19 protein-coding genes are annotated in these 23,796 nt (G+C 71.5%); 10 read left to right on the forward strand and 9 right to left on the reverse strand.

Features of this window, described 5'->3' with window-relative positions:
* Positions 1-64: 64 nt before the first annotated feature.
* Genes AB0J87_RS07640 through AB0J87_RS07650 form a run of 3 tightly spaced genes read left to right on the forward strand, consistent with a single transcriptional unit; the run spans position 65 to position 3,812 of the window.
* A complete protein-coding gene (locus AB0J87_RS07640; protein ID WP_363963231.1) occupies positions 65-2,140 on the forward strand; it encodes a DUF6421 family protein in 2,076 nt (691 codons plus the stop codon).
* Positions 2,137-2,766, forward strand: coding sequence for an SDR family NAD(P)-dependent oxidoreductase (locus tag AB0J87_RS07645; RefSeq protein WP_350728684.1), 630 nt, complete (start codon positions 2,137-2,139; stop codon positions 2,764-2,766). The genes AB0J87_RS07640 and AB0J87_RS07645 overlap by 4 nt, the downstream gene beginning before the upstream one ends.
* Positions 2,763-3,812, forward strand: coding sequence for a low specificity L-threonine aldolase (locus AB0J87_RS07650; RefSeq protein WP_350728685.1), 1,050 nt, complete (start codon positions 2,763-2,765; stop codon positions 3,810-3,812). The genes AB0J87_RS07645 and AB0J87_RS07650 overlap by 4 nt, the downstream gene beginning before the upstream one ends.
* Positions 3,813-3,833: 21 nt before the next feature.
* Here the strand turns inward: AB0J87_RS07650 and AB0J87_RS07655 are convergent, their stop codons facing one another.
* A complete protein-coding gene (locus tag AB0J87_RS07655) occupies positions 3,834-5,255 on the reverse strand; it encodes an NAD(P)/FAD-dependent oxidoreductase (protein WP_363963234.1) in 1,422 nt (473 codons plus the stop codon).
* Positions 5,256-5,263: 8 nt separating this feature from the next.
* Positions 5,264-5,899 carry a DUF305 domain-containing protein gene (locus AB0J87_RS07660; protein WP_363963236.1) on the reverse strand — a complete coding sequence of 212 codons (636 nt, stop codon included), beginning with the start codon at positions 5,897-5,899 and terminating at the stop codon, positions 5,264-5,266.
* A gap of 128 nt (positions 5,900-6,027) precedes the next feature.
* On the opposite strand from AB0J87_RS07660, the gene AB0J87_RS07665 reads away from it, so the two are divergent.
* Positions 6,028-6,741, forward strand: a complete 714-nt coding sequence (locus AB0J87_RS07665; protein ID WP_363963238.1) for a DUF3105 domain-containing protein — start codon at positions 6,028-6,030, stop codon at positions 6,739-6,741.
* Between the two features lie 136 nt (positions 6,742-6,877).
* On the opposite strand, the gene AB0J87_RS07670 is transcribed toward AB0J87_RS07665, so the two are convergent.
* Positions 6,878-7,381: an EF-hand domain-containing protein gene (locus AB0J87_RS07670; RefSeq protein ID WP_350728689.1), complete on the reverse strand. Its 504-nt coding sequence runs from the start codon at positions 7,379-7,381 to the stop codon at positions 6,878-6,880.
* 73 nt (positions 7,382-7,454) lie between these two features.
* Positions 7,455-8,570, reverse strand: a complete 1,116-nt coding sequence (gene ald / locus AB0J87_RS07675; RefSeq protein ID WP_363963240.1) for an alanine dehydrogenase — start codon at positions 8,568-8,570, stop codon at positions 7,455-7,457.
* A gap of 148 nt (positions 8,571-8,718) precedes the next feature.
* On the opposite strand from ald, the gene AB0J87_RS07680 reads away from it, so the two are divergent.
* On the forward strand, positions 8,719-9,660 hold the full coding sequence (locus AB0J87_RS07680) for an excalibur calcium-binding domain-containing protein (protein ID WP_363963242.1): 942 nt from the start codon (positions 8,719-8,721) through the stop codon (positions 9,658-9,660).
* On the opposite strand, the gene AB0J87_RS07685 is transcribed toward AB0J87_RS07680, so the two are convergent.
* The 3 genes from AB0J87_RS07685 to AB0J87_RS07695 form a co-directional block, all read right to left on the reverse strand.
* Positions 9,657-11,036 (reverse strand): NCS2 family permease, encoded by a 1,380-nt coding sequence (locus AB0J87_RS07685; RefSeq protein WP_363963244.1) that lies wholly within the window; start codon positions 11,034-11,036, stop codon positions 9,657-9,659. The genes AB0J87_RS07680 and AB0J87_RS07685 overlap by 4 nt on opposite strands.
* A gap of 61 nt (positions 11,037-11,097) precedes the next feature.
* The gene (locus AB0J87_RS07690) at positions 11,098-11,331 is read right to left on the reverse strand and encodes an EF-hand domain-containing protein (protein WP_357729518.1); all 234 of its coding nucleotides are present in this window, start codon (positions 11,329-11,331) and stop codon (positions 11,098-11,100) included.
* Complete coding sequence (locus AB0J87_RS07695; protein WP_363963246.1) at positions 11,315-13,519, reverse strand: molybdopterin cofactor-binding domain-containing protein; 2,205 nt, start codon at positions 13,517-13,519, stop codon at positions 11,315-11,317. The genes AB0J87_RS07690 and AB0J87_RS07695 overlap by 17 nt, the downstream gene beginning before the upstream one ends.
* 95 nt (positions 13,520-13,614) lie before the next feature.
* On the opposite strand from AB0J87_RS07695, the gene AB0J87_RS07700 reads away from it, so the two are divergent.
* The gene (locus tag AB0J87_RS07700) at positions 13,615-15,108 is read left to right on the forward strand and encodes a helix-turn-helix domain-containing protein (RefSeq protein WP_363963247.1); all 1,494 of its coding nucleotides are present in this window, start codon (positions 13,615-13,617) and stop codon (positions 15,106-15,108) included.
* Here the strand turns inward: AB0J87_RS07700 and AB0J87_RS07705 are convergent.
* Positions 15,083-17,914 carry a BTAD domain-containing putative transcriptional regulator gene (locus AB0J87_RS07705; RefSeq protein ID WP_363963248.1) on the reverse strand — a complete coding sequence of 944 codons (2,832 nt, stop codon included), beginning with the start codon at positions 17,912-17,914 and terminating at the stop codon, positions 15,083-15,085. The genes AB0J87_RS07700 and AB0J87_RS07705 overlap by 26 nt on opposite strands.
* Before the next feature lie 494 nt (positions 17,915-18,408).
* Between AB0J87_RS07705 and AB0J87_RS07710 the strand changes: the two genes are divergently transcribed.
* From AB0J87_RS07710 to AB0J87_RS07725, 4 genes are all read left to right on the forward strand, one after another.
* Positions 18,409-19,692: a helix-turn-helix transcriptional regulator gene (locus tag AB0J87_RS07710; protein WP_363963249.1), complete on the forward strand. Its 1,284-nt coding sequence runs from the start codon at positions 18,409-18,411 to the stop codon at positions 19,690-19,692.
* Positions 19,693-19,736: 44 nt separating this feature from the next.
* The gene (locus AB0J87_RS07715; protein ID WP_363963251.1) at positions 19,737-20,342 is read left to right on the forward strand and encodes a copper resistance CopC family protein; all 606 of its coding nucleotides are present in this window, start codon (positions 19,737-19,739) and stop codon (positions 20,340-20,342) included.
* Positions 20,339-22,318, forward strand: a complete 1,980-nt coding sequence (locus AB0J87_RS07720; RefSeq protein ID WP_363963253.1) for a cytochrome c oxidase assembly protein — start codon at positions 20,339-20,341, stop codon at positions 22,316-22,318. Before AB0J87_RS07715 ends, AB0J87_RS07720 begins: the two co-directional genes overlap by 4 nt.
* Positions 22,319-22,544: 226 nt before the next feature.
* Positions 22,545-22,934 carry an ATP-binding protein gene (locus AB0J87_RS07725; RefSeq protein WP_363963255.1) on the forward strand — a complete coding sequence of 130 codons (390 nt, stop codon included), beginning with the start codon at positions 22,545-22,547 and terminating at the stop codon, positions 22,932-22,934.
* Between the two features lie 8 nt (positions 22,935-22,942).
* Here the strand turns inward: AB0J87_RS07725 and map are convergent, their stop codons facing one another.
* Positions 22,943-23,791 (reverse strand): type I methionyl aminopeptidase, encoded by an 849-nt coding sequence (gene map, locus AB0J87_RS07730; protein WP_363963257.1) that lies wholly within the window; start codon positions 23,789-23,791, stop codon positions 22,943-22,945.
* Between the last annotated feature and the right edge of the window lie 5 nt (positions 23,792-23,796).

Genomic DNA, 23,796 nt, shown 5'->3' on the forward strand with positions numbered 1-23,796 from the left:
GGCGGTACATGGAGCATCATGTGTATATTTTCCGTCAGAAGGCGGTAGATACAGGAGATATTTCATGCAAGCGTTCCCTCGGGTGCTGTTCGACGAGGCTCACAGCGAGTCGTGGACCGTCCGGCGCGAGGTGGCCGAGGCCATCAACCCCGCCCATCCCGACGACAACAGCTACGCCCGCGCGGCCGGGCTGCTCCGGCATCTGGGGCACACGGTCGGCGCCCACACGTCCGGCGCGCTCACGCCCGAGACGCTCGCCGAGCAGGATGTCCTGGTGATCGCGCACCCGTCGGGAGAGCGGTGGGAACGTACCATCGGGCAGGGCAGCCCCCTCTTCACCGCCGCCGAGCTGGACGCGATCGAGTCCTTCGTCGCCGACGGCGGCGGGCTGGTGGTGCTGGCCGAGGAGGAGCAGGACAAGTACGGCAACAACCTGCGTGAGCTGCTCGGGCGGTTCGGGGTGGGCGTGGCGCACACCACCGTGCGCGACCCGAAGAACGCGCACCGGGACGTGGCCACCTGGGTGCTCGCCGAGCCCGCCACCACCTCCGGCCTGCTCGCCGGGGTCCGCGCGGCCTGCTTCTACCGCACCGGCGTCCTCACGATGGCGAGTGAGGGCGCGGGCGAGGGCGAGGTGCTGTTCGCGACCTCGCCGACCGCCGACCCGGCGGGCGCGCCGCTGGCCGCCGCCGTCCGGTACGGCAAGGGGCGCGTGGTCGCGTTCGCCGACTCCGACCTCTTCGGCGACGACTCCATCGAGGACTACGACCACCGGCGCCTCTGGGGGAACGTGGTCACCTGGGCCGCCCGCGTCCCGGACGCCGGCGACGCCGCCGGGTCGCGCGACGAGGCCAAGGCGGCCGGGTTCGCCCGGCTCAAGGCGGCCGTCGAGGAGCTGCGTCCGCTGCAGGTCAAGGACGGCTCGGTGCCGGAGGAGAAGGAGCGGGCGAAGGCGCTGATGGCCGAGATCGGGACGCGCCTGGGCGAAATATCGCCATATTTCCCGCATGACGCCGCGTACCTCCAGGCCGTCCAGGCGGACCTGGCGAAGTGGGCCGAGCAGGACCTCGGCGTGCCCGACTTCCTCGACTCGCTCGACCTGTTCCACCCCGACACCCAGCGCGAGGACGGGCTGGAGCACGTCGTGGTCTTCCCCATGTACACCCAGAACGGCAACCCCGCCCGCAACCTGGAGGCCGTCTGGATCCGGACGATCTGGCCGGACTGGCTGGCCGACTTGGAGGCGGGCGGCTACGACAACCCGATGTTCGTGCCGATCGCGTTCGAGGACTTCACCTCCGGCTACGACACCCACTCCGCCGTGCTCTTCCCCGAGACGGTCGCGGTGCGGCAGGCTCCGGCGCGCTTCACCTGGGGCGGGATCTTCGCCGACCGCGAGGCCGCCAGGTTCAGGCGGGTGTCGCAGGCCGCCGCCGAGACGCTCAAGCTCGACCTGCCGCCGGACGCGGCCAGGCTGCTGGCCTCGCAGCGGCTCGCGCAGGACACGTTCGTGCTCTGGGACCTGGTCCACGACCGCACCCACAGCCACGGGGACCTGCCGTTCGACCCGTTCATGATCAAGCAGCGGATGCCGTACTGGCTGTACTCGCTGGAGGAGCTGCGCTGCGACCTGACCGCGTTCGGGGAGGCCGTCAAGCTGGAGGCCCGGGGCGTGCCGCACGCGCGGTACGTGCAGGTGGCGATCCTGTTCGACCGGCTGTTCAGGTTCCCGATCACCGGGGAGCGGGTGCGGAACTACGACGGGCTCGGCGGGCAGCTGCTCTTCGCGTACCTGCACCGCAACGACATCGTGCGCTGGACGGACAACCGGCTCACGATCGACTGGGAGCGGGTCGCGGACGGGGTCGCCGACCTGCGGGGCGAGGTCGAGAAGCTGTATCGCGACAGCATCGACCGGTCCAAGCTGGCGCACTGGCTGGCGGCGTACGAGCTGGTGGGCGCGTACGTGGCGCCGCATCCCGGCTCCGTCTGGGCCAAGGGGGTCCAGGCGCTGCCGGAGGAGCAGAAGGCCAAGGTGGACGCGGTGCTGCCGGACGAGTTCCCCCTGAGCATGTTCTACGAGGCACTGCGCCGTAAGCTGGCCGAAGTGGTCGAATCGACTAAGGGACTTCGCGCATGATCATTCTGGTTACGGGTGCTGGAGGGCCGACAGGGGAGGCCGTTTCCGAATATTTCCGGAAAAATGGTCATACGGTGATCGGGGTCGACAAGGAGGACGTCGACCTGCTCGACCGTACCGCCGTACAGGGCCTGGCCGACTGGATCGAGCGCGATCACGGCCGCGTGGACGGCGTGGTGCACCTGGTCGGCGGCTGGCGCGGCGCCGGCTCGTTCGCCGAGACCAGCCTCGACGACTGGGATCTCCTGCACGACCTGTTGATCCGCACGCTCCAGAACGTGTCGCTGGCCTTCGAGCCGCTGCTGCGGGACAGCGACAACGGCCGCTTCGTGATCGTCTCGGCCAAGGCGGCCGAGCGGCCCTCCGCCGGGGGCGCCGCCTACGCGGCGGCCAAGGCGGCGGCGGAGGCGTGGACGCTCTCCCTCGCCGACGCGCTCTCCGGCACCGGCAGCGCGGCCACCATCCTGGTGGTCAAGGCCCTGGTGAACGACGCCATGCGGGCCGAGAAGCCCGCCGCGAAGTTCGCCGGATTCACCGACGTACACGACCTCGCGGAGGCCATCGGCGGCCTCTACGACCGCCCCGCCGCCGAGGTCAACGGCACCCGATTGGACCTTACTGCGTGACTTCCCGGCACGACCCCCGGCTCAAGGCGTTCGCCAGCGACAACTACGCCGGGGTGCACCCCGAGATCCTCCAGGCGATCGCCGCCGCCAACGGCGGCCACCAGACGGCCTACGGCGAGGACGTCTACACCGAGGCCATGGCGGAGGTCTTCAAGCGGCACTTCGGCGAGCAGGCGCAGGCCTGGCCGGTCTTCAACGGCACCGCCGCGAACGTCGTCTCCCTCCGTTCGATGACCGCCCACTGGGAGGCGGTCATCTGCGCGGAAAGCGCCCACATCCACACCGACGAGGGTGGCGCGCCCGAGGTGGCGGGCGGCATCAAGCTGCTCACCGTGCCCACGCCCGACGGCAAGCTCACGCCGGAGCTGATCGACCGGCAGGCGTGGGGGTTCGGCGACGTGCACCGGGCGCAGCCGCGCGTGGTGTCCATCTCCAACACCACCGAGCTCGGCACCCTCTACACGGCCGACGAGATCGCGGCGATCTGCTCGCACGCCCATGACCTGGGGCTGCTCGTCCACCTCGACGGCTCCCGCCTCACCAACGCCGCCGCCGCCCTCGACGTCCCGCTGCGGGCCCTCACGACGGACGTGGGGGTGGACGTGCTCTCCTTCGGCGGCACCAAGATCGGGCTGCTGTACGGCGAGGCCGTCGTCGTCCTCAACCCGGCCGCCGCCAGCGGGGTCGACTACATCCGCAAGACCTTCATGCAGCTGTCGTCGAAGATGCGCTTCGTGTCGGCGCAGTTCGAGGCGCTGCTGTCGGGCGACCTGTGGCTGCGCAACGCCCGCCAGGCCAACGCCATGGGCCGGCGCCTGGCCGAGGCGGTCAGCGGCATCCCGGGGGTGACGCTCACCCGGCCGGTGGAGGCGAACGCGGTCTTCGCGATCCTGCCCCGGGACGTGACGGAGCGGCTGGCCAAGCGGTTCCGGTTCTACACGTGGAACGAGGCGACGGGGGAGGTGCGGTGGATGTGCGCCTTCGACACGACGGAGTCCGACGTGGACGCCTTCGCCGCCGCCCTCACCGACGAAATGCACCCCTGACCCCCGCGCCGCCGGTGGTCGTTATGGCTTGGCGGGGGTGGTCCGCAGGGCGAGGCGGGCCGCCTGCCAGCCGCCCATCCCGTGTACCGACGGGCCGGGTGGGGTGGAGGCCGAGCACAGGAAGACGCCCGGCAGCGGTGTGCGCCACGGCGCCGGCGACCAGACGGGGCGGCGGAGGAACTGGACCAGGCTGGTCAGGCCGCCGGTGATGTCGCCCCCCACCAGGTTGGGGTTGGCGGCCTCCATCGCGGCCGGGCCCATCGTGTGGCGGGCCAGGACGCGGTCTCGGAAGCCGGGCGCGTACCGCTCGATCTGGGTCTCGATGGCGTCCGTCATGTCCACCGTCGAGCCGGCGGGCACGTGGCAATAGGCCCAGAACGTGTGCCCGCCCCTCGTCGGATCCGCCGCGTACGGCTGGACCGCCAGCACGTACGGCCGGGGCGAGTGCCGGCCGGCGGTCGTCTCCGCCTCGCTCAGCGCGATCTCCTCCAGCGTCCCGCCCAGGTGCACCGTGCCCGCGTCCGCCACCGCCGGATCCCGCCACGGCACCGGCCCGTCCAGGGCCCAGTCCATCTTGAAGACGCCGGGACCGTAGCGGAAGCGGGCCAGCCGCCGCCGGTAGCCCGCCGGGAGGTCCGCCATCGCGAGGAACTGCCGGGGCGAGACGTCCAGCACCACCGTCGGCGCCGACAGCTCCGACAGCCGGCGCACGCGGTGGCCGGTGACCGCCTCCCCGCCCAGCGACCTGAGCTCGGCCACCAGCGCGTCGGCCAGCACCTGCGACCCGCCCCGCACCAGCGGCCAGCCCGCCAGGTGGGCCAGGGACGCCAGCATCAGCCCGTATCCGGCGGTGATGGGCGCGCGCAGGTCCCGTACGGAGTGGGCGGCCATGCCCGCGATGAGCGCCCGCCCCTCCACGGTCCGGAACACCCGCCGGGCGAACGTCGTGGCGGGCAGGGCCGCCGCGAGCCCGAACCCGGCCGCCTGCGCGAACGTACGCGGCCCCGTGGCCCGCCACGGGCCGAGCGGCTTGAGGAGCAGGTCCACCAGCGGGAGCCCGGCGCGGGCGGCCGCGCCCACGGTCGCCAGCCACGCGCCCGCGTCGCGGCCCAGGCCCTGGGCGGTGCGGTGGGCGTCGCGGTGCACGAGTACGGCCGGGCGGCCGTCGAGCGGATGGGCCACGGGCACCGGAGGATGCGCGAACTCCACACCCGGAAGGTCCAGCGCCCGGAACGCGGGAGAGGCCACCGCCATCGCCATCACCGTCGCGCACAGGTCGTGTACCCGCCCCGGCAGCGTCAGCTCGCCGGAGCGCAGCCCGCCGCCGAACCGGTCGGCGGCCTCCAGCAGCAGCACCCTGCGCCCGGCGCGGGCCAGCGTGACGGCGGCGACGAGCCCGTTGGGCCCGGAGCCCACCACGACCGCGTCGGCGTCCCCGTCCACGGCCGGCCTTACTGGGGCTTGAGGATCGACGGGTAGGGCTGCGCGCCGCGCTGCTTGAGCAGCTCCGTCATGAGCTTGATCTCGCCGCTCTGCCCCTGGACGATCTTCTGCGCCATGCTGACGACCTCGTCGCGCGTGGACAGCTTGAGCAGCCCCTCGGCCATCTGCACACCCCCCTCGTGGTGGCGGATCATCAGCTGCAGGAACAGCACCTCGGCCTGCGTGCCCTGCGCCTCCTTGAGCTGGGTCAGCTCCTGCGGCGTGGCCATACCGGGCATGGAGCCGGGCATGGAGCCGGGCGCGGCGGTGGCGGTGCCGCCGTGGCCGTGGCCGGCCATCCAGGCCATCGGCTTCTGGTCGGTGGCCTGGTCGAGACCCCACTGCTGCAGCCAGCCCAGGAACATGCCGCGCTGGTTGGCCTGGGTGTTGATGATGTCGAAGGCCAGGTTTCTGATCTCCTTGGCCGGGCCCTTGTCCCTGACGATGAACGACATGTCCACGGCCTGGGCGTGATGCGTGGCCATGTCGCGGGCGAACCCGGCCTCGGCCGAGGTGTCGCCGGGCGTGCCGTCACGGCCGAACAGGAAGAATGCGGCCACGGCGAGCACGAGCACGCCGCAGGCGATCAGGATGGGTTTACTCACGGGCTTTTCCATGGCCCGTCCAGCGTACCCACCGATGGCGTCGTGATCGGACGCTTATAAGCGCCTTATTCTCCGCATACGCCGGGAGGCAATAGGGTGACCGGAGTTGGTACGCCGATGGAGGAACGATGACGAAGGAGAAGGCGCAGGCGAGGCGCGAGCATCTTGCGAAGATGCGGGCCGAGCAGAAGCGCAAACAACGCCGCGCCGCGCTGCTCATGTGGGGGACGGGCGGTCTGATCATCGTGGTGCTCGTCGGCGTGGTCGGCTTCTACCTGGTCAAGCAGGCCAGGGAGACCTCGTTGGACGCCGTGGCCAATTACAAGTACGAGGCCGGGCAGCACGTGTGGAACGCGGTCACCTACAAGGAGAACCCTCCGGTGGGCGGCCAGCACAACAACTACTGGCAGGCGTGCTCGGTCTACGACAAGCCCATCCACAGTGAGCACGCCGTGCACTCCATGGAGCACGGGGCCGTCTGGATCACCTACCGGCCCGACCTGCCCAAGGCGCAGGTCGACAAGCTGAAGGAAGTGGCGTCGTCCACGGGCCAGCAGGACTACATGCTGGTCAGCCCGTACCCCAACCTGCCCGCGCCGGTGGTCGCGTCGTCGTGGGGGCACCAGCTCAAGCTGAACGACTCCGCCGACCCGAAGCTGGGGGCGTTCATCAAGAAGTTCCAGAACGGTAAGGACACGCCGGAGCCCGGCGCCACGTGCGGCGGCGAGGACGCCATCACGACGACGGCCGACCAGGCGCCGCTGCCGCCGGAGCCGAAGGCCAACCAGCAGCAGCCGCCGATGGAGACCATCTCGCCGACGCCCAGCCAGTCGCAGAAGTAGCCCGCGCGGGGCCGGTGGGCATCGGCCGGAGCCGGGAACGGCGGTACGCCGGAGGGGCGGGTGGGTGGCCCCTTTCGGCGGCGTGGCCGCCCCCTCGTGGGTGTGGGAACTCCGGCCGACGCCCGTGACGGGGCTCTCACACCCCGTCGATGAGGAGGCCCTGACGGGCGCGGGAGTACTCCTCGAAGGAGATGCGGCCGTCACCGTCGGCGTCCACCCGGGAGAAGGCCGCGGCGAGGTCGGTGTCCGCGCGGTTCCATACGGTGCGGAAATCCTCCATGGTGATCCAGCCGTCGCCGTCGCGGTCCGCGACGGCGAAGGTGGCCCGGGTGATCGGCGCGAGCACGGCTTCGAGTGCGCCCGTGCGTACCAGCGACTCGAAGGACGTGACGTACTCCTCCTTGCTGATCCGCCCGTCGCGGTCGGTGTCGAGGGCCCGGGCGTGGGTGTCCCAGGCGTTGAGGAACGCGTTGACGACCGCCTCGGCCTCGGGCGAGTCCGCGCGCACGCCGGTCTGCTCCAGCCGCCGCTGGGCCAGCGACAGGTAGTCGTATCGGGTCAGGAAGCCGTCGCCGTCGGCGTCCAAGTCCTTGAAGTTGCGCTCCGCGCTCTCGCGGAAGCTGCTCTTCTGCGCCATCATGACTCCGATCAGTTACTCTAAGTAGTCTAACGCTACTTAGCGTAACTCGCGCCGGATGTGATGGACAGAAGGCTCACGAAAGAGCGTGTTCGACGGGCGTCCACTCCAGACCGTGCGCCTCGGCCACCGGGCGGCTGGTCAGGTGGCCGTCGTAGGTGCTCAGGCCCAGCGCGAGCGCCGGGTCCTCGCGCATGGCCCGCTTCCAGCCCAGGTCGGCGATGGCCAGCGCGTACGGCAGCGTCACGTTCGTCAGCGCGAACGTCGAGGTGTGCGGCACCGCGCCGGGCATGTTGGCCACGCAGTAGAAGATCGAGTCGTGCACCCGGTACGTGGGCCGCTCGTGCGTGGTCGGCCGGGAGTCCTCGAAGCAGCCGCCCTGGTCGATCGCGATGTCCACCAGCACCGAGCCCGGCTTCATCCGGCTCACGAGGTCGTTGCTCACCAGCGTCGGCGCCTTGGCACCGGGCACCAGCACCGCGCCGATGACCAGGTCGGCCTCCGTCACCGCCTGCTCGATCTCCAGGGTGTTGGAGGCGACGGTCTGGCAGTGGCCCTGGTAGATCAGGTCGGCCTGGCGCAGCTTGTCGATGTTGTTGTCGAGCAGCAGCACCTCGGCCTGCATGCCGAGGGCGATGGCGGCGGCGTTCATGCCGGACACGCCGGCTCCGATGACCACGACCTGCGCCGCGCGCACGCCGGAGACGCCCCCTATCAGCACGCCCCTGCCGCCTCCCGAGCGCATCAGGTGGTACGCGCCCACCTGCGGCGCCAGCCTGCCCGCCACCTCGGACATGGGCGCGAGCAGCGGCAGCGCCCGGTTGGCGGTCTGGACGGTCTCGTAGGCGACGGCGGTGCTGCCGGAGTCGAGCAGGGCCTGCGTGCAGGGCCTGGACGCGGCCAGGTGCAGGTACGTGAACAGCACCTGCCCCTTGCGCAGCCGGTGGTACTCCTCCGGCACCGGCTCCTTCACCTTCATGACCATGTCGGCGGCCGCCCAGACCTCGTCGGCGTCCGGGACCATGACGGCCCCCGCCGCGGCGAAGTCGTCGTCGGGGATCGCGGAGCCGACGCCCGCCCCCTGTTCCACGAAGACCCGATGCCCGTGGCGCACGAACTCGTGCACTCCGGCCGGGGCAAGGGCCACCCGATATTCGCTGTTCTTGAGCTCTTTCGGAACACCGACTTTCATGGCCGAACTCTTCTCGCTCTTGTGCGCTTACGTCTCCATTCTTCCTCTCTCCCCCGAATAGGTGAGGATTATCGGGCTGATTACCCCGGTGCCGCCGTACCTCGATAGGCTCACCGGCAGTCCGAACGTCAGGATGGGATCGCCATAGATGGACAAGCCGGAAGAGCCGCCGCCCGCGGACCCCGGGGAGCCGAAGGCCAGCAAGGCCACCACCATCTTGCTGATCGTCTCGCTCGTGCTCGTCGTGCTGGTCGCGGGAGTGGTCGGCTCGATCGCCGTCCTGATGACCAAAAATCCCGACACGCCGCTCCTGGGTGCCGCGCCGATGCAGCAGCTGGCCGTGCCCATCCACTTCGCCCCCGTACGGGAGGCCAAGGCCGCGCCGTGCCCCGGCGCGGAGGCCGTGCTCGACCAGGAGCAGAAGAACTGCTACTTCCTGGAGGACGGCGTCACCGTCGACACCGTGCAGCGGATCGAGCCGGTGCGCGAGAAGGACGGCCAATACTCCGTGCGCATCGCGATCGCCCCGCGGTTCAAGGAGCGCCTGGTGCAGCTCATCGACGAGCTGGTGCCCGAGCAGCGGCAGGTGGCCATCGTGCTGGCCCCCGCGCAGCCTGACGCGCCCAAGGTCGTGCTGGCGGCGCCCGTCGTCACCCAGTACATGGACGGCGACAGCATGAGCATCTCGGGCTTCGAGAAGGAGGAGGCCGACGCGCTGGTGACCCGCCTGCTGGGCACCACGCCGGGCGCGTCCACGCAGCCCACGGACCCGGCCTCGCAGCCGCAGCAGCCCGGCGGCACCCCGCCGCAGAACAACCAGACCCCTCCGGGCCAGCAGAACAGCCCTCCGGGCCAGCAGAACACCACCCCCGGCACCGCCACCACCCCCGGCACCAACCCCGCCGCCACGGGCCCCGCCACGGGCCCCGCGTCAGGCCCGCGGCGCACCCCCGACAAGCGCTACGCCGGCTGCAAGGAGGCCGTGGCCGCCGGGGACGGCCCCTACTACAAGGGCACCCACGAGGAATACTCCTGGTACGTGGACGTCGACGGCAACGGCGTGGCCTGCAACAGCGGCGACATGCGCTAACCGAACAGCTCCTCCAGCCCGTCGATCGCGAAGTAGGCCACGAAGATCAGCGAGACGATCCAGAGCAGCCACGGGATCTCGGAGAAGCGCCCCCTGGCGGCCTTGACGAGGGTGTAGGCGATCACGCCGGCGCCCACCCCGTTCGTGATCGAATAGGTGAACGGCATGAACGCGATCGTCAGGAACGCCGGGATGGCCACGTCCAGCTCGTCCCAGGGCACGTTCCTGCTCTGCGTCATCATCAGCGCCCCGACCAGCACCAGCGCGGGCGCGGCAGCGGCGGCGGGCACCACCGAGGCCAGCGGCGTGAACAGCAGCGTCAGCCCCAGCAGCGCGCCGGTCGCCACGCTGGCCAGACCGGTCCGCGCGCCCTCGCCGACGCCCGCGGCGGACTCGACGAAGACGGTGTTCGCCGAGGAGCTCACCGAGCCGCCGATCATGCCCGCCACGCCGTCCACGGTCAGGATGCGGCCCAGCCGGGGCACCTGGCCCCGCTCGTCCACCATCCCGGCCTCGTCGCTCACGCCGATGATCGTGCCCATCGCGTCGAAGAACCCCGACAGCACCAGCGTGAACAGCACCACGGCCGCCGTCAGCGCCCCCGCCCTGCCGAACCCGCCGAACAGGTCGAACGCGCCCACCAGCCCGAAGTCCGGCGCCGCGACCAGGCGCTCCGGCACATGCGGCGTGACCACGCCCCATGACCGGGGCGGGACCTTGGCGACCGAGTTGACCAGGATGGCCAGGGCCGCCGTCACGACGATGCTGATCAGGATCGCGGCCGGGGTCCTGCGTACGAACAGGACGATCATCAGGAGCAGGCCGAAGCAGAACACGACGACCGGCCAGCCGACGAGGTGGCCCGTCGCGCCGAGCTGCACGGGCGTGCCGGTGCCCCGCGTCACGAACCCGGAGTCCACCAGCCCGATCAGGGCGATGAACAGCCCGATGCCCACGCTGATGGCGTGTTTGAGCGCGAGCGGGATGGCGTTCATGATCAGCGTGCGCAGGCCCGTCACGGCCAGCACGATGATGACGAAGCCCTCCAGCACCACCAGGCCCATGGCCTGGGCCCACGTCATGTGCGGCGCGGCCTGGTAGGCAACCACCGCGTTGAGGCCGAGCCCGGCGGCCAGGCCGAAGGGCGCGTTGCCGACGAAGGCCATCAGCAGCGTGGAGACGGCCGCGGCGAGCGCGGTGGAGGTGGTGAGCTGGGCGATGGAGAGCCGGGCGCCCGTGACGTCCGTGGCGCCGGCCAGGATGATCGGGTTGAGCAGGATGATGTAGGCCATGGCCACGAACGTGGTGACCCCGCCACGCACCTCGCGGCCGACGGTCGTCCCCCGCCCGGTGAGCTCGAAGAAACGGTCGAGCACCCGCCATCCCCCTTCGCATGATCAAGGGGGATGGCGCATAGCTACCCGGCGGGTGAGGAGATCACGCCTTCTCGTGGCGCCCGTGACCCACGAGCCCCATGAACTCCTCCAGCCCGATCGTCCCGTCGCCGTCGTTGTCGGCCGACTTGATGAACGCCTCGATCTCGCTCTCGGACGCGCCCTGCCCGCCCAGCGCCTCGTTGGCCCGGCGGATCTCGTCGGCCGTCAGCAGGCCGTCACCGTCGGTGTCGAAGCGCCGGAACTCCGCCTCGGCCGCTTCACGAGCGCTTGCCATCGGATACCCCCATTGTCGATCCGTCATCAAACAACGCGATATCTTCTGGCCTAATCGGAACCCGAGTCAACCGCAGCCCGGTCGCGGCCCGCACGGCGGCGGCTACGGCGGGGGTGGAGGAGAGCGTCGGGGGCTCGCCCGCGCCGCGCAACCCGTACGGCGCCGCAGGATCCGCATTTTCCAGGATCTTCATCTGCATCGGCGGCATGTCGAGGATCGTGGGGATGAGGTAGTCCGTGAACGACGGGTTCAGCACCCGGCCGTCGCGGACCTGGATCTCCTCCATGAGCGCCAGCCCGAGCCCCTGCGCGGACCCGCCCTGGATCTGGCCCTCGAGGGCCTGCGGGTTCAGGATGCGGCCCACGTCCTGGACGGCCGCCAGCTCGACCACCTTGACCAGGCCCAGCTCCACGTCCACGTCCACGACGGCCCGGTGCACGCACAGGGCGAGCTGGGTGTGGGAGTCGCCCTGCCCGGTGATCGGGTCCATCGGGTACGTGGGGCGGTGCCGGTACTCGCGCGTCTCCTCGATCGGCCCGAACTTCTCCAGCGCCTCCTCCGGCGGCAGCCCGTTGAAGCGCTTGCGCACCGCCTCGCAGGCGGCCCGCACCGCCCCGCCCGTGACGTACGACTGGCGCGAGGCCGACGACGAGCCGGCCGAGCCGACGGAGGTGTCGGCGGTGGCCACGGTCACGTTCGCGATGCCCAGCTCGGTGCGGGCGATCTGGGCCTGGATCGTCACCAGGCCCTGGCCCACCTCGGCGGCGGCCGTGTGCACGGTGACGTGCGGCTCACCGCCCACCAGTTCGGCGCGGACCCTGGCCGTGGAGTAGTCGTCGAAGCCCTCGGAGAAGCAGATGTTCTTGATGCCGACGCCGTAGCCGATGCCGCGGCGCACCGACTCGCCGTGCGTGGTCTGGGACACGCCCCCGGGCATCGACCGCAGGTCATCAAGGGGTTCCGACGGTAGCGGCATCGCCTCCAGGTCCCGCAGCATCTCGGCGAGCGGGGCCGGAGAGTCGATCACCTGGCCGGTGATGAGGTGGGAGCCCTGGGAGACGGCGTTGCGCACGCGGATCTCCACGGGCGACAGGCCGCACGCCTCGGCCAGCCGGTCCATCTGCGACTCGTACGCGTAGCACGCCTGGACCGCGCCGAAGCCGCGCATCGCGCCGCACGGCGGGTTGTTGGTGTAGACGCCGGTGGCGTCTATCTGCACGTTCTCCACCTCGTACGGCCCCACGCCCAGCGACGCGGCGTTGCCGACCACGGCGGGGGAGGAGGAGCAGTACGCGCCGCCGTCCAGCAGAATGTCGGCCTTGACGTAGACCAGCTTGCCGTCGCGGGTCGCGCCGTGCTCGTAGCGCATCCGGGCCGGGTGGCGGTGCACGTGGCCGAAGAACGACTCCTCCCGGCCGTACACGATCTTCACGGGCCGGTTCAGCCGCAGCGCCAGCATGCACGCGTGCACCTGCATCGACAGGTCCTCGCGGGCGCCGAACGCGCCGCCGACGCCGGACAGCGTCAGGCGCACCTTGTCCGGGGGCAGGCCGAGGCAGGGGGCGAGCTGGTCGCGGTCCACGTGCAGCCACTGGGTGGCGATGTAGAGGTCGACGCCGCCGTCCTCGGCCGGGACCGCCAGGCCGGACTCGGGGCCGAGGAAGGCCTGGTCCTGCATGCCGACCTCGTACTCGCCGGTGACCACGACCTCGGCCTCGAACGTGTCTCCCCGCCGCACCGGCTGGTGCCGCACGAAACGCCGGGACCGGCGGGGGTCGGTCACGGCCTCGCGCACCTCGTACTCGACCACGATGGCCGCCGCCGCCCTGCGCGCGGTCTCGGGGTGGTCGGCGGCGACCACCGCCACCGGCTCTCCCTGGAAGCGGACCTGGTCGATGGCCAGCACCGGCTGGTCCTTGTGGTCGAGCCCGTAGAACTTCTCGCCCGGCACGTCCTCGTGCGTCAGCACGGTCAGCACGCCCGGGATCTTCAGCGCGGGCCCCACGTCGATCGACCGGATCCAGGCCGACGGGTGCGGGCTGCGCAGCGTCGCGCCCCACACCATGCCGTCCAGCCACAGGTCGGAGGCGTAGGCGAACTCGCCGGTCACCTTCAGCGTCGCGTCGGGCCGCCGCGCGCTCTCACCGACCCCCGCGCCGTGCAGGGTCGTGTACGCGGTCTCCGTCATCTTCCGAGTAGAGCACCGCCGCCGCGCCGGATCCTATGCGCGTCGCGTGAAATCCCGGTCAGCGGTTGGCCGCGGCGCCTTGTATATTCCTCCAAGTGCGCATCTCCGACCTGCTGGCCATCGACGAACTGCGCCTGACCCTGCTCGCCGGCGACCCTTCGCGCGAGTTCGGCACCGTGCACATCACCGACCTGCCCGAGCCGGGGCGCTACCTGAGCGGCGGCGAGCTGGTGCTGTCGGGGCTGATGTGGTGGCACGAGCCGGGGGACTCGGCCAGGTTCGTGGCGGCGCTGGTGGAGGCGGGGGTCGCCGCGCTGGGCGCCGGGCAGGCGTGGCTGGGCCACGTCCCGGCCGACCTGGTGGCCGCGTGCGACTCCGCCGGTCTGCCGCTGGTCGAGGTGCCGACGGAGGTGTCGTTCCGGACGCTGGCGGAGCTGGTCGTGCCGCGGCTGGCCGGCGACGTGCGCGACGCGCTCGGCCGCCACCGCAGGCTGGTCGCGGCCATCGCCGAGGGCGCCGACCTGCGCGAGCTGTTCGCGCTGACCGCCGCCGAGCTGGGCGTCACCGGCGCCGTGCTGTCCGCGTCGGGCGAGGTGATCGTGGGTGCGGCCAGGGATCCCGTACGGCTGGCGAGGGCGTACCTGACGGCGCCGCGGCTGCCCGCGCGCGTCGGCGACCACACGATCTTCCCGGTCGGCCGCGGCCACCGGGCCGCGGGCTGGGCGCTGGCCTGCGACGGCGACCTGATGGGCCGCGCCGACCTGGGCTACGAGCTGGCGTCCTGCGTCGGCCTCGAACGCAACCGCATGGAGGAGGGCCGCCGGGTCGAGCGCCGCCTGACCGAGCAGCTCATCGTGGCCGCGCTGGCCGAGTCCGACGCGGCCGAGCTCAACGCCAGGCTGCGGACCTGCGGGATCGACGCGGCGGAGCCGTACGCCGTGGTCAACGCCACCGCACCCAGGCAGGGCGCCACCCGCGGACCCGACCCCGCCACGCTCGGCGGGCAGGTCGTGGAGGAGCTGCTCGGCCGCGAGGTCGTGGCGGCGGCGGGCGCGGACGGCGCGATCGCCGTGGTGCCGCTGCGCGAGCGCACCACGGCCGAGCTGGCCGACCGGCTGCGCGCCGGGGCGCAGGTGCTCGCCGCCCTGCCCGACACCCGCCTGTGCGTCGGCGTCAGCGGCGCGCTGACCGGCGCCGGCGCCGTCAAGGGCGGCGTGGAGGAGGCCGGGCACGCCAGGCGCCTGGCCGAGGCCCGCGTCGGGGGAGTGGTCACCAGCGACGAGATCTACACGCACGCGCTGCTGCTGGCCACGGTGCCGGGAGACGTGCGCCGCTCGTTCACGGCGCGGCTGCTGTCGCCGCTGCTCGACTACGACCGGCGGCACCAGTCCGAGCTGGTGCGCACGCTCGGGATCTTCCTCGACTGCGCCGGCTCGTGGAACGCCTGCGCGGAGCGGCTCCACGTCCACGTGAACACGGTCCGTTACCGGATCCGCAGGATCGAGGAGCTGACCGGGAGGAATCTGGCGACGATGGCCGACCGGGTCGACTTCTTCCTGGCGCTCAGGGACACGGGCCGGCCTCGCTAGCCCCCCGCGCCTCGTCCACGGCCGCCTTCTCCTCCCTCAGCCGCCGCTCCCAGCGGGCGTGGCCGAGCCCGCCGCCGCCGGCCAGGGCCTCGTCGACGTAGGACAGGGCCCGGCCGGGATCCTTGAGCATCCGGTACGCCCGCGACAGCCCGATCAGGCAACGTACCTTCCCGATCCGGTAACCGCTCGCCTCGAAGAGCTCGCGGGTCCTGAGAAGGTGCGGCAGGGCCTGCTCCGGGTCGTCCAGGCCGAGGTAGGTCTCGCCGAGCGCGAGCCGGCTGTTCGCCTCATGGGTGGCGTCGCCCGCCTCCTCGGACTCGGCCAGCGCCTCGTGCAGCGCCTCACGCGCCATTTCCGGACGTCCCATGCCGAGGTGGGAGTGCCCGATCATCAGCAGCGCGTACCGGATCCCCACCTTCGCGCCGATGCTCTTGGCCAGGGCGAGCTGGCGCTCCGCCCAGGGCAGCATCTCCTCGTAGCGTTCGCCCGAGTTGTAGGCGTTGGCCACGTTGCCCAGCGCGCGCATCTCGCCGAAGGCGTCGCCGATCCGCCGGGCGAGCTCCAGCGAGGACAGCTGGTGGGCGACGGCCTCGTCCGTGTGCCCCGTCATGCGCAGGGCGTTGGCGATGTGGCCGTGCGCGACCAGGGCGCCGGCCTCGTCACCGAGGCGTTCGCTCACCCGCAACGCCAGCGTGTTCAGCTCCTTCATCTCCGCCATGTGGTAGGCCCGCTCCTGGGGCCAGATGAGGCCGAACGTGAGGTTGACGCCGAGCCGGGCGATCGCGTCGTCGGGGGAGTTCATGGCCTGCACGGCCGCGGCCGACAGGACGGCCTCCTCCTCGCGCAGCCACGCCTTCGCCTCCTGCGCGGTGCGGACCTCGTGCGGGACCGCGTCGAGCGGGGCCGCCGGCTGCGTCCGGTGCGGGTCGCTGACGTGGCTGGCCAGGCGCGTGGAGGCGGCGTAGTACGACAGCGCGCGGATCAGCGGCCCGCGCCGGTCGGCGGGACGCAGCTCGCCGGCGAAGAGGCGGACGAGGTCGTGCAGCTGGTAGCGGCCGGGGGCGGCGCGATCGAGCAGGTGGGCGTCCACCAGCCGCTCCAGGGCCGCTTCCGCCTCGCCGGACGTGACGTCGGCCAGCGCCCCCGCGACCTCCGCGGTCATCTCGGGCACGTGCAGGAGCCCCAGCAGCGACAGCATGCGCGCGGCCAGCCGGTTCACGGGGCGCGAGCCGCGTTCGAGCGCGGTGTGGCTGGCGGCCAGGCTGGAGCGGACCGCCAGGTCGCCCGCCGCGAGCTCGTGCAGCCGGGTGCGCTCGTCGCTCAGCCGGGAGGCCAGCGCGGAGACGCTCCAGTCGGGGCGACCGGCCAGGCGCGCCCCGGCGATGCGCAAGGCCAGCGGGAGACCGTCACACAGGCGGACGAGCCTGGCCGTCTCGCCCGCGTCGGCCGAGATCCGGCTCGCGCCGGCCAGGTTGGCCAGCATCGTGGCCGACTCCGCCGGCGACATCCTGGCGAGCTCCAGCTGGACGGCGTCCTCGCCCCAGCTCATGGTCTCCCGGCTGGTCACGAGCAGCGTGTTGCCGAGCGAGGCCGACAGCAGCGGCCGGATCTGCGCGAGGTCGGCGGCGTCGTCCAGCACGACCAGCACCCGCCGGTCGTGCAGGCGGCTGCGCCACGCGGCCGCCGCCTCGTCCAGGTCGGCGGGCACGACGGTGGGCGGCACGCCGAGCGCGCGCAGGAACCGCCCGAGCAGGTCGAGCGGGGTGAGCGCGGGCAGCTCGGGCGTGGCGCCCCGGCAGTTGACGTAGAGCTGGCCATCGGGGAAGCGGTCCATGGCCAGGTGGGCGACGTGGGCGGCGAGCGCCGACTTGCCGACGCCCGGCGGCCCGGTGATGATCAGCAAGGGGCTCGGCGAGGCCGCGAGCCGCTCCTTCAGCCGCGCGATCTCCGCGGACCTGCCCACGAACTCCGCCAGCGGCCTGGGTAACTGGTGCGGCGTCTCTTGAGGTGCCGGCGCGCTCGGGGCGGGTGCCGCATCGGCCCGCAGCACCATCTCGTGGCACCGGCGCAACCCCTCGCCGGGCGACAGGCCGAGCTCCTCGGCGAGCAGGACCCGGCCTTCCTCGTAGACCGTCAGCGCCTCGGCCGGGCTGCCTGAGCGGAACAGGGCCGTCATGAGCAGCTCGCGGACCCGCTCGCGCAGCGGGTTGCGGCGGGTGAGGTGGCGCAGCTCCTCGACGATGTCCCGGTGGCGGCCCAGGCGCAGCAGGCTCTCCGCGCGCAGCTCCAGGGCGGCGAGCCGGAGCTGCTCCAGGCGGTCGCGCTCCGTCTCCGCGAACGGGCCGGACAGCCCGCTCAGCGCGGTGCCGCGCCACATCGCCAGGGCCTCGTCGAGCAGGCGCACGGCCTGGGGGTCGTCACCGGCGCGCCGGACCCGCCTGGCCTCCTCGACCCTCTCGGCGAACAGCAGCGCGTCCACCTGGGCGGGCTCCACCCGTAAGACGTAGCCGGCCGGGGTCCCCGCCAGCACCCGCGACGGCTCGCGCCGCCCGCGACCGGGCTCGAAGGCGCGGCGCAGCCCGGCGATGTAGGTGTAGACGCTCTGCTCGGCATTGCGCGGGGCGTCCTCGCCCCAGATACCGGCGATCATGTGGCTCATGGGAATGGGCCGGGCCACCGCGGCGGCCAGGATCGCGAGGGTGGTCTGCTGCCTGGCGGGCCCGAGATCGACATGCTCTGCGGCCGTTCCGCGGTGGAGCTCCGCGGTCACCGCCCCCAGCAGGCGAATGAAGATCCCCTCGCCCACACGACCTCCTTGACTCGCCCTCGAACCGCGTCAACAGGGCAGCGTAATCAAGATCGTCGTTCCGTGAAGGCTTGCGGGACCGCTGTAGATCGAATGTAGACGTGGCCGATAAATTGCATAACAATCCGTGCCCGCCGGACAGCAGGTTACGTGACCTGACTGATCGGCGACTCAGGCAAGGTCGCCCGGACGGCAGATGGCGGGGCCAAGAGGCCCCTCACCGGCCGGGCCACGGTACGACAGGGCACGGAGTGCGGTTGCGTGCCCGGTGCCGCCTTGCCTCGCCTAACGATTGCTGCTCAGCAGCAGTACACGTCCGATTGTCCAGAGGACAGGGAAGACGTTGCGGCACTTGTGGCCGTAGCATTACCTCCAACGGTTACCGCGGCAGTGATCACGGCAACCAGGACGGACAGGACAATGCGCATGCGCACGGGGGTTCTCCCTAGCCTATGTGAGTTGCTTGGACTTCATCTTCTCAGGGAGCGGCTGCTGTGACCACATCTGACCTAGTCGGTCTCCGCATCAAGACGGTTCGGCGGCAACGCGGCTTGTCACAGGCCCAGCTGGCGCACCCGGAACTGTCCGACAGCTACGTCTCGTTGATCGAGAGCGGAAAGCGTACCCCCACCCCTGCGGTCTTGGAGCTGCTGGCCCAGAAGCTGGACTGCTCGCTGTCCTACCTGATCAACGGCGTCACCGCCGAACAGATGGAGGACATCGAGCTCGCCCTCGGCTACGCGCGGCTGGCGCTCGAGAACGGCGAAGTCGCCGAGGCCCGGACGCGCTTCGAGGAACTGCTGGGCAACAGCAACCTGACAGGTCTTACCTCACTTCGTCAAGAAGCCGAATTCGGTCTGGCCCTCGCCACCGAGGCCGGGGGCGATCTCGACCGGGCGATCTCGATCATGCTCAAGCTCCGTGAGGAGGAGCTCCCCGCCGAGCAGAACATCGAGGTGGCCATCGCGCTGTGCCGCGCCTACCGGGAGCGCGAGCGGCTGAGCGAGGCCGTCGAGGTGGGCGAGCAGATCCTCAGCGGAAAGTCCCGGCAGGGCTGGACCGACCTGCTGGTCGAGCTGGGCGCCACGCTGCTGGCGGCCTATCTGGAACGCGGCGACATGCTGCGCGCCAGGCAGTTCGCGGCCGAGCTGCTCAACGCGGCCGACGCGCTGGGCACGCCGCGCTCCATCGTCGCGGCCAACTGGAACGCCTCCATCGTCGCCCGCGCCACCGGGCACAACAGCGAGGCGGTGGCCTTCGCCGAGCGGGCCCTGGCCGTGCAGGTGGAGCACGGGCAGCCGCGCAACACCGCGAGGATGCGGCTGCAGTTCGCGCGGACGCGGCTCAGGACCGGCGCGCAGGACGCCGCGGCCGTCCGCGACGGGCTGCGCACGGTGGTCGCGGAGTTCGAGCAGACCTCGACCAGCACGATCGACCAGGCCATGCTCTACATGGAGCTGGCCAGCGCCGAATACATGACCGGAGACCTCGACCAGGCCGCCGAGCACGCCGTGATCAGCAGAAACCTGCTCCCCGAGTTCGGCCACGTGCTGGGCGCGGAGGCCAACCTGCTGCTCGGCAGGGTCTGCGGCGCGGTCGGCCGGGTCGACGAGGGGCGCCGGCACGCCGCCGCCGTCAAGGGCTGGCTCACGCCGCTGCCCGACTCCCGCCGCTCGGCCCGCACCTGGTACGCCGCCGCCGAGACCATGGAGTTGCTGGGCGAGACGGACGAGGCGGTGGAGGCGTACCAGCGGGCGCTGGCCTGCGCGGGGCTATAGCGAGGTCCGGACCGGGCGGTGGCGTCGGTAGCCTTGGGGGTGCCATGAAGAGATCCCCGCTTGCGGCCCTCGCCGCGACTGCCGCCGCCCTGCTCGTGCTCGTGTTCGGCATGGCGGCTCCCGCGCTGGCGCACGACGCGCTCAAGAGCAGCTCCCCGGCCAAGGACGCCGAGGTCAAGAGCCTCGACGAGGTGCGGCTGGAGTTCACCGCGGGCGTGCGCCTGCCGTTCGTCATCGTACGCGGCCCCGGCGGCGCCGAGCTGCAGAGCGGCCAGCCCGAGGCCGACGGCAAGGTGGTGACCCAGGCGGTCAAGGAGCCGCTGCCCGACGGGAAATACACGATCGCCTACCGCGTCGTGTCGTCCGACGGGCATCCGATCGAGGGCGAGATCCCGTTCAAGGTGAAGGGGGCGGAGACACCGTCCCCCAGCCCGAGCACCGCGAGCCCCAGCGACTCCGCCGTCGCGGCACCGGCGAGCTCCGCCCCCGCGACGCAGGCCGCGCCACAGCCCGCACAGACGTCGCCCGCCACCGATCAGGCCTCGGCCGGCCAGCCGGTGGGCTTCCCCGTCTGGCTCGTCATCGTGATCGGCGCGCTCGTCGGCATCGGCATCGGTTTCCTGCTCAGCGCGCGGAAGAAGAAGCCATGAGCAAGGCGGCGCGGCTCGCGCTCGGCGGGGCGGCCGCCGCGGTCGTCGCCCTGGTCATCGGCATGATCGCCGGCGGCAGGGCGTTCCCCAGGATCATCCCGGGCCTGCCCGACTCCGGCGCGGTCGTCCGGTGGGGGCTGCCGCTGTCCAAGCTGCTCATGGACGTGGCGGGCGTGACCACCGTGGGCCTGCTGCTCATGGCCGCCGCGCTGCTGCCCAACGACAAGGGCGTGCTCGGCAGGACCGCCGGCCAATACGTCAAGGCCGGCTCGTGGGCGGCCCTCGCCTGGGCCGGCTCGGCCTTCGTGGCCATCGTGTTCAGCACCGCCGAGTCCATCGGCAGGACCGTTCCCCAGATCCTCGACCGCACCTTCCTCACCAGCTACGCCACCCAGACCACGCAGGGCGTGGCGCTCACGCTCGTGGTGCTGTTCGGGGTGGCGATCGCGCTGTTCTCCCGCGGCGCCATCACCGCGGGGGCCGCGGCGGGCCTGCTGGTCTTCGCGCTGGTGACGCTGCTGCCCGCGCCGCTCACCGGCCACACCTCCTCCTCGCCCAACCACGACCTCGCCACGTCGGCGGTCTCGCTCCACCTGCTCGCCCTCGCCCTGTGGGTGGGCGGGCTCGCCGTGCTGGCCATTCACGCGGTCCGCAAGCAGCCGCAGCTCGAGGTGGCCGCGCGCCGGTTCTCCGACATGGCCGTGTGGTGCTACGCCGGGGTGGGGCTGTCCGGCGTGTTCAGCCTGATCGCGCGGCTGGGCGCGGTGTCCGACCTGTGGACCACCCAGTACGGCCTGCTCGCCGTGGTCAAGATCGTGGCGTTCGTGCTGCTCGGCTACGTCGGCTACTGGCACCGCCAGCGCACGCTGGCCGACCTCGACATGGGCAGGCCGCGCGCGTTCACCCGGCTGGCCGGCGGCGAGATGCTGCTCATGCTGGCCACCATCGGGGTGGCCGTGGCGCTGTCGCGCACGCCGCCGCCCGACTTCAGCGTCCCCGCCGACCGGGCCTTCGAGCTGCTCGGCTTCCCCCTTCCCGCCGAGATCACGCTCGGCAACGTGTTCACCATGTGGTGGTTCGACCTGTTCTTCGCCACGGTCGCCGCCGCGCTGGCCGGGCTCTACGGGTTCGGCGTGTGGCGGCTGCGCAGGCGCGGCGACAAGTGGTCGTGGGGGCGCACGGCCTCCTGGTACGTCGGGGTCGCGCTGCTGGTGTTCGCCACGCAGAGCGGGCTGGCCCGCTACGCCAAGGTCATGTTCGACGTCCACATGATCGAGCACATGACGCTCTCCATGGTCGTGCCGATCTTCCTCGTCATGGGCGGGCCCGTCACGCTGGCCCTGCGCGCGCTGAAGCCCGCCACCCGGCGGGGCGACAGGGGGCCGCGGGAGTGGATCACGACGATCCTGCACAGCCGCTTCACCAAGGTCGTCACGCATCCCGCCATCGCCACGGCCATCTTCATCGCCTCGACGTACGCGCTGTACTTCACGCCGCTCTTCGAGTCGGCCATGGAGGAGCACCTCGGGCACATCTGGATGACCCTCCACTTCCTGCTCAGCGGGTGCCTGTTCTTCTGGGTGATCGTCGGGGTCGACCCCGCGCCCAACCGGCTCCCGTACGTCGGGCGGCTGCTCATGCTCTTCATCACCATGCCGTTCCACGCGTTCTTCGGGGTCGCGTTGATGATGATGGGCACGGTGATCGCCTCCGGCTGGTACGAGCAGCTGGGCCGCACCTGGGGCGCCACGCTGCTGCAGACGCAGCAGGACGGCGGGGCCATCGCCTGGGGCTTCGGCGAGATCCCGACGCTCATCGTGCTGCTGGCCATCGCCATCCAGTGGTATCAGGACGACGAACGGCAGGCGCGGCGCACCGACCGCAAGGCCGACCGCTCAGGCGGCTCAGGGGATTCGGAACTCGACTCCTACAACGCCTACCTCGCCCGTCTCAACCGCGCCGACAAAGGTGAATGACAAGGTTTCCGGCGAGTAGCCGTTCGGCCATGGCCTTCTATCTTCCCACTACAAGTCTCTGTACCGCCAGGTAGCCTGTCTCCCAGGGGAGACGGGCATAACCCCATGACCAGCGTGCGTAGGCCTTGAGGGGGGACGCGCACCGCCAGGTGAGGGCGCCGGAGTGGGGACCGGCGTGAGCCCGGTGTGCCCAGGAAGGCGAGAGCCATTGTCGGAAGAGACACGGATGCGCGGGGGGCAGAGCCTGGCCGAGGCTCTTGAGAGCTGTCTGGCCGAATGGTCCGAGCGCACGGGGATCGCCGTCGAGACCTGGGCGCTGCCGGCCACCGACGTGTCTTCGCGGGTCTCCAGGGCCGTCATGGCCACGATCGACGAGGCCCTGTCCAACGTCGAGCTGCACAGCCGGGCCCGGACCGTGTCCATCGCCGTGACGGTCTCCAAGAGCGGGCTGCGCATGACGGTCAGCGACAACGGCCAGGGCTTTCACGCCGCGGGGGCGGGGAGCGGGATCGCCAGGATGCGGGCCGCCTTCACCGAGCTCGGCGGGAGCCTGTCGGTCAACAGCGTGCTCGGCGAGGGCACGACCGTGACCGGGGTGGTGCCCCGACGCGGCTGACCGGGGGATCAGGAGAGGGTGAGGATCTCGCTGCCCGTGTCGGTGACCACGATCGTGTGCTCGAACTGGGCCGTGCGCTTGCGGTCCTTGGTCACGGCCGTCCACTTGTCCGGCCAGATGTCGTACTCGATGGTGCCCAGCGTCAGCATGGGCTCGATCGTGAACGTCATCCCCGGCACCAGCTCCACCCGCAGCGACGGGTCGTCGTAGTGGGGCACCATGAGCCCGGAGTGGAAGCTCGTGCCGATCCCGTGACCGGTGAAGTCGCGGACGACGCCGTAGCCGAAGCGCTTGGCGTACGCCTCGATGACCCGGCCCACCACGTTGAGCTGCCGCCCCGGCGCGACCGCCCTGATGGCCCTCATCATGGCCTCGCGCGTGCGCTCCACCAGCAGCCGCGACTCCTCGTCGACCTCGCCCACCAGGTAGGTGGCGTCGGTGTCGCCGTGGACGCCGCCGATGTAGGCGGTGATGTCGACGTTGACGATGTCGCCGTCCTGGAGCACGGTGTCGTCGGGGATGCCGTGGCAGATGACCTCGTTGATCGACGTGCACAGCGACTTGGGGTAGCCCTTGTAGCCGAGCGTGCTCGGGTAGGCGCCGTGGTCGATGAGGAACTCGTGGCCGACCCGGTCGAGCTCGTCGGTCGTGACACCCGGCCGGATGTGCTTGGCGACCTCGTCGAGCGCCTGGGCGGCGATCCGGCCGGCTACCCGCATGCGCTCGATGATCTCGGGGCTCTTCACGTCGGATTCGCCGGTCTTGGGGCGCTTCTTGCCGACGTACTCCGGCCGCTCGATGTGGGCGGGGACCTTTCGCATGGGCGAAACTCGCCCGGGCTGGAGCAGTGTCGTCATGAAAC

The organism is Nonomuraea sp. NPDC049625 (assembly GCF_040675285.1).
Taxonomy (GTDB): domain Bacteria; phylum Actinomycetota; class Actinomycetes; order Streptosporangiales; family Streptosporangiaceae; genus Nonomuraea; species Nonomuraea angiospora_A.

Bases quoted from the DNA above. Each gene is read 5' to 3' on its own strand.
- AB0J87_RS07690 (WP_357729518.1), bottom strand. From the start codon at position 11,331: ATGGCAAGCGCTCGTGAAGCGGCCGAGGCGGAGTTCCGGCGCTTCGAC.
- AB0J87_RS07695 (WP_363963246.1), bottom strand. From the start codon at position 13,519: ATGACGGAGACCGCGTACACGACCCTGCACGGCGCGGGGGTCGGTGAG.
- AB0J87_RS07680 (WP_363963242.1), top strand. From the start codon at position 8,719: ATGGACAAGCCGGAAGAGCCGCCGCCCGCGGACCCCGGGGAGCCGAAG.
- ald (WP_363963240.1), bottom strand. From the start codon at position 8,570: ATGAAAGTCGGTGTTCCGAAAGAGCTCAAGAACAGCGAATATCGGGTG.
- AB0J87_RS07725 (WP_363963255.1), top strand. From the start codon at position 22,545: ATGCGCGGGGGGCAGAGCCTGGCCGAGGCTCTTGAGAGCTGTCTGGCC.
- AB0J87_RS07670 (WP_350728689.1), bottom strand. From the start codon at position 7,381: ATGATGGCGCAGAAGAGCAGCTTCCGCGAGAGCGCGGAGCGCAACTTC.
- AB0J87_RS07720 (WP_363963253.1), top strand. From the start codon at position 20,339: ATGAGCAAGGCGGCGCGGCTCGCGCTCGGCGGGGCGGCCGCCGCGGTC.
- AB0J87_RS07640 (WP_363963231.1), top strand. From the start codon at position 65: ATGCAAGCGTTCCCTCGGGTGCTGTTCGACGAGGCTCACAGCGAGTCG.
- map (WP_363963257.1), bottom strand. From the start codon at position 23,791: ATGACGACACTGCTCCAGCCCGGGCGAGTTTCGCCCATGCGAAAGGTC.
- AB0J87_RS07665 (WP_363963238.1), top strand. From the start codon at position 6,028: ATGACGAAGGAGAAGGCGCAGGCGAGGCGCGAGCATCTTGCGAAGATG.
- AB0J87_RS07645 (WP_350728684.1), top strand. From the start codon at position 2,137: ATGATCATTCTGGTTACGGGTGCTGGAGGGCCGACAGGGGAGGCCGTT.
- AB0J87_RS07715 (WP_363963251.1), top strand. From the start codon at position 19,737: ATGAAGAGATCCCCGCTTGCGGCCCTCGCCGCGACTGCCGCCGCCCTG.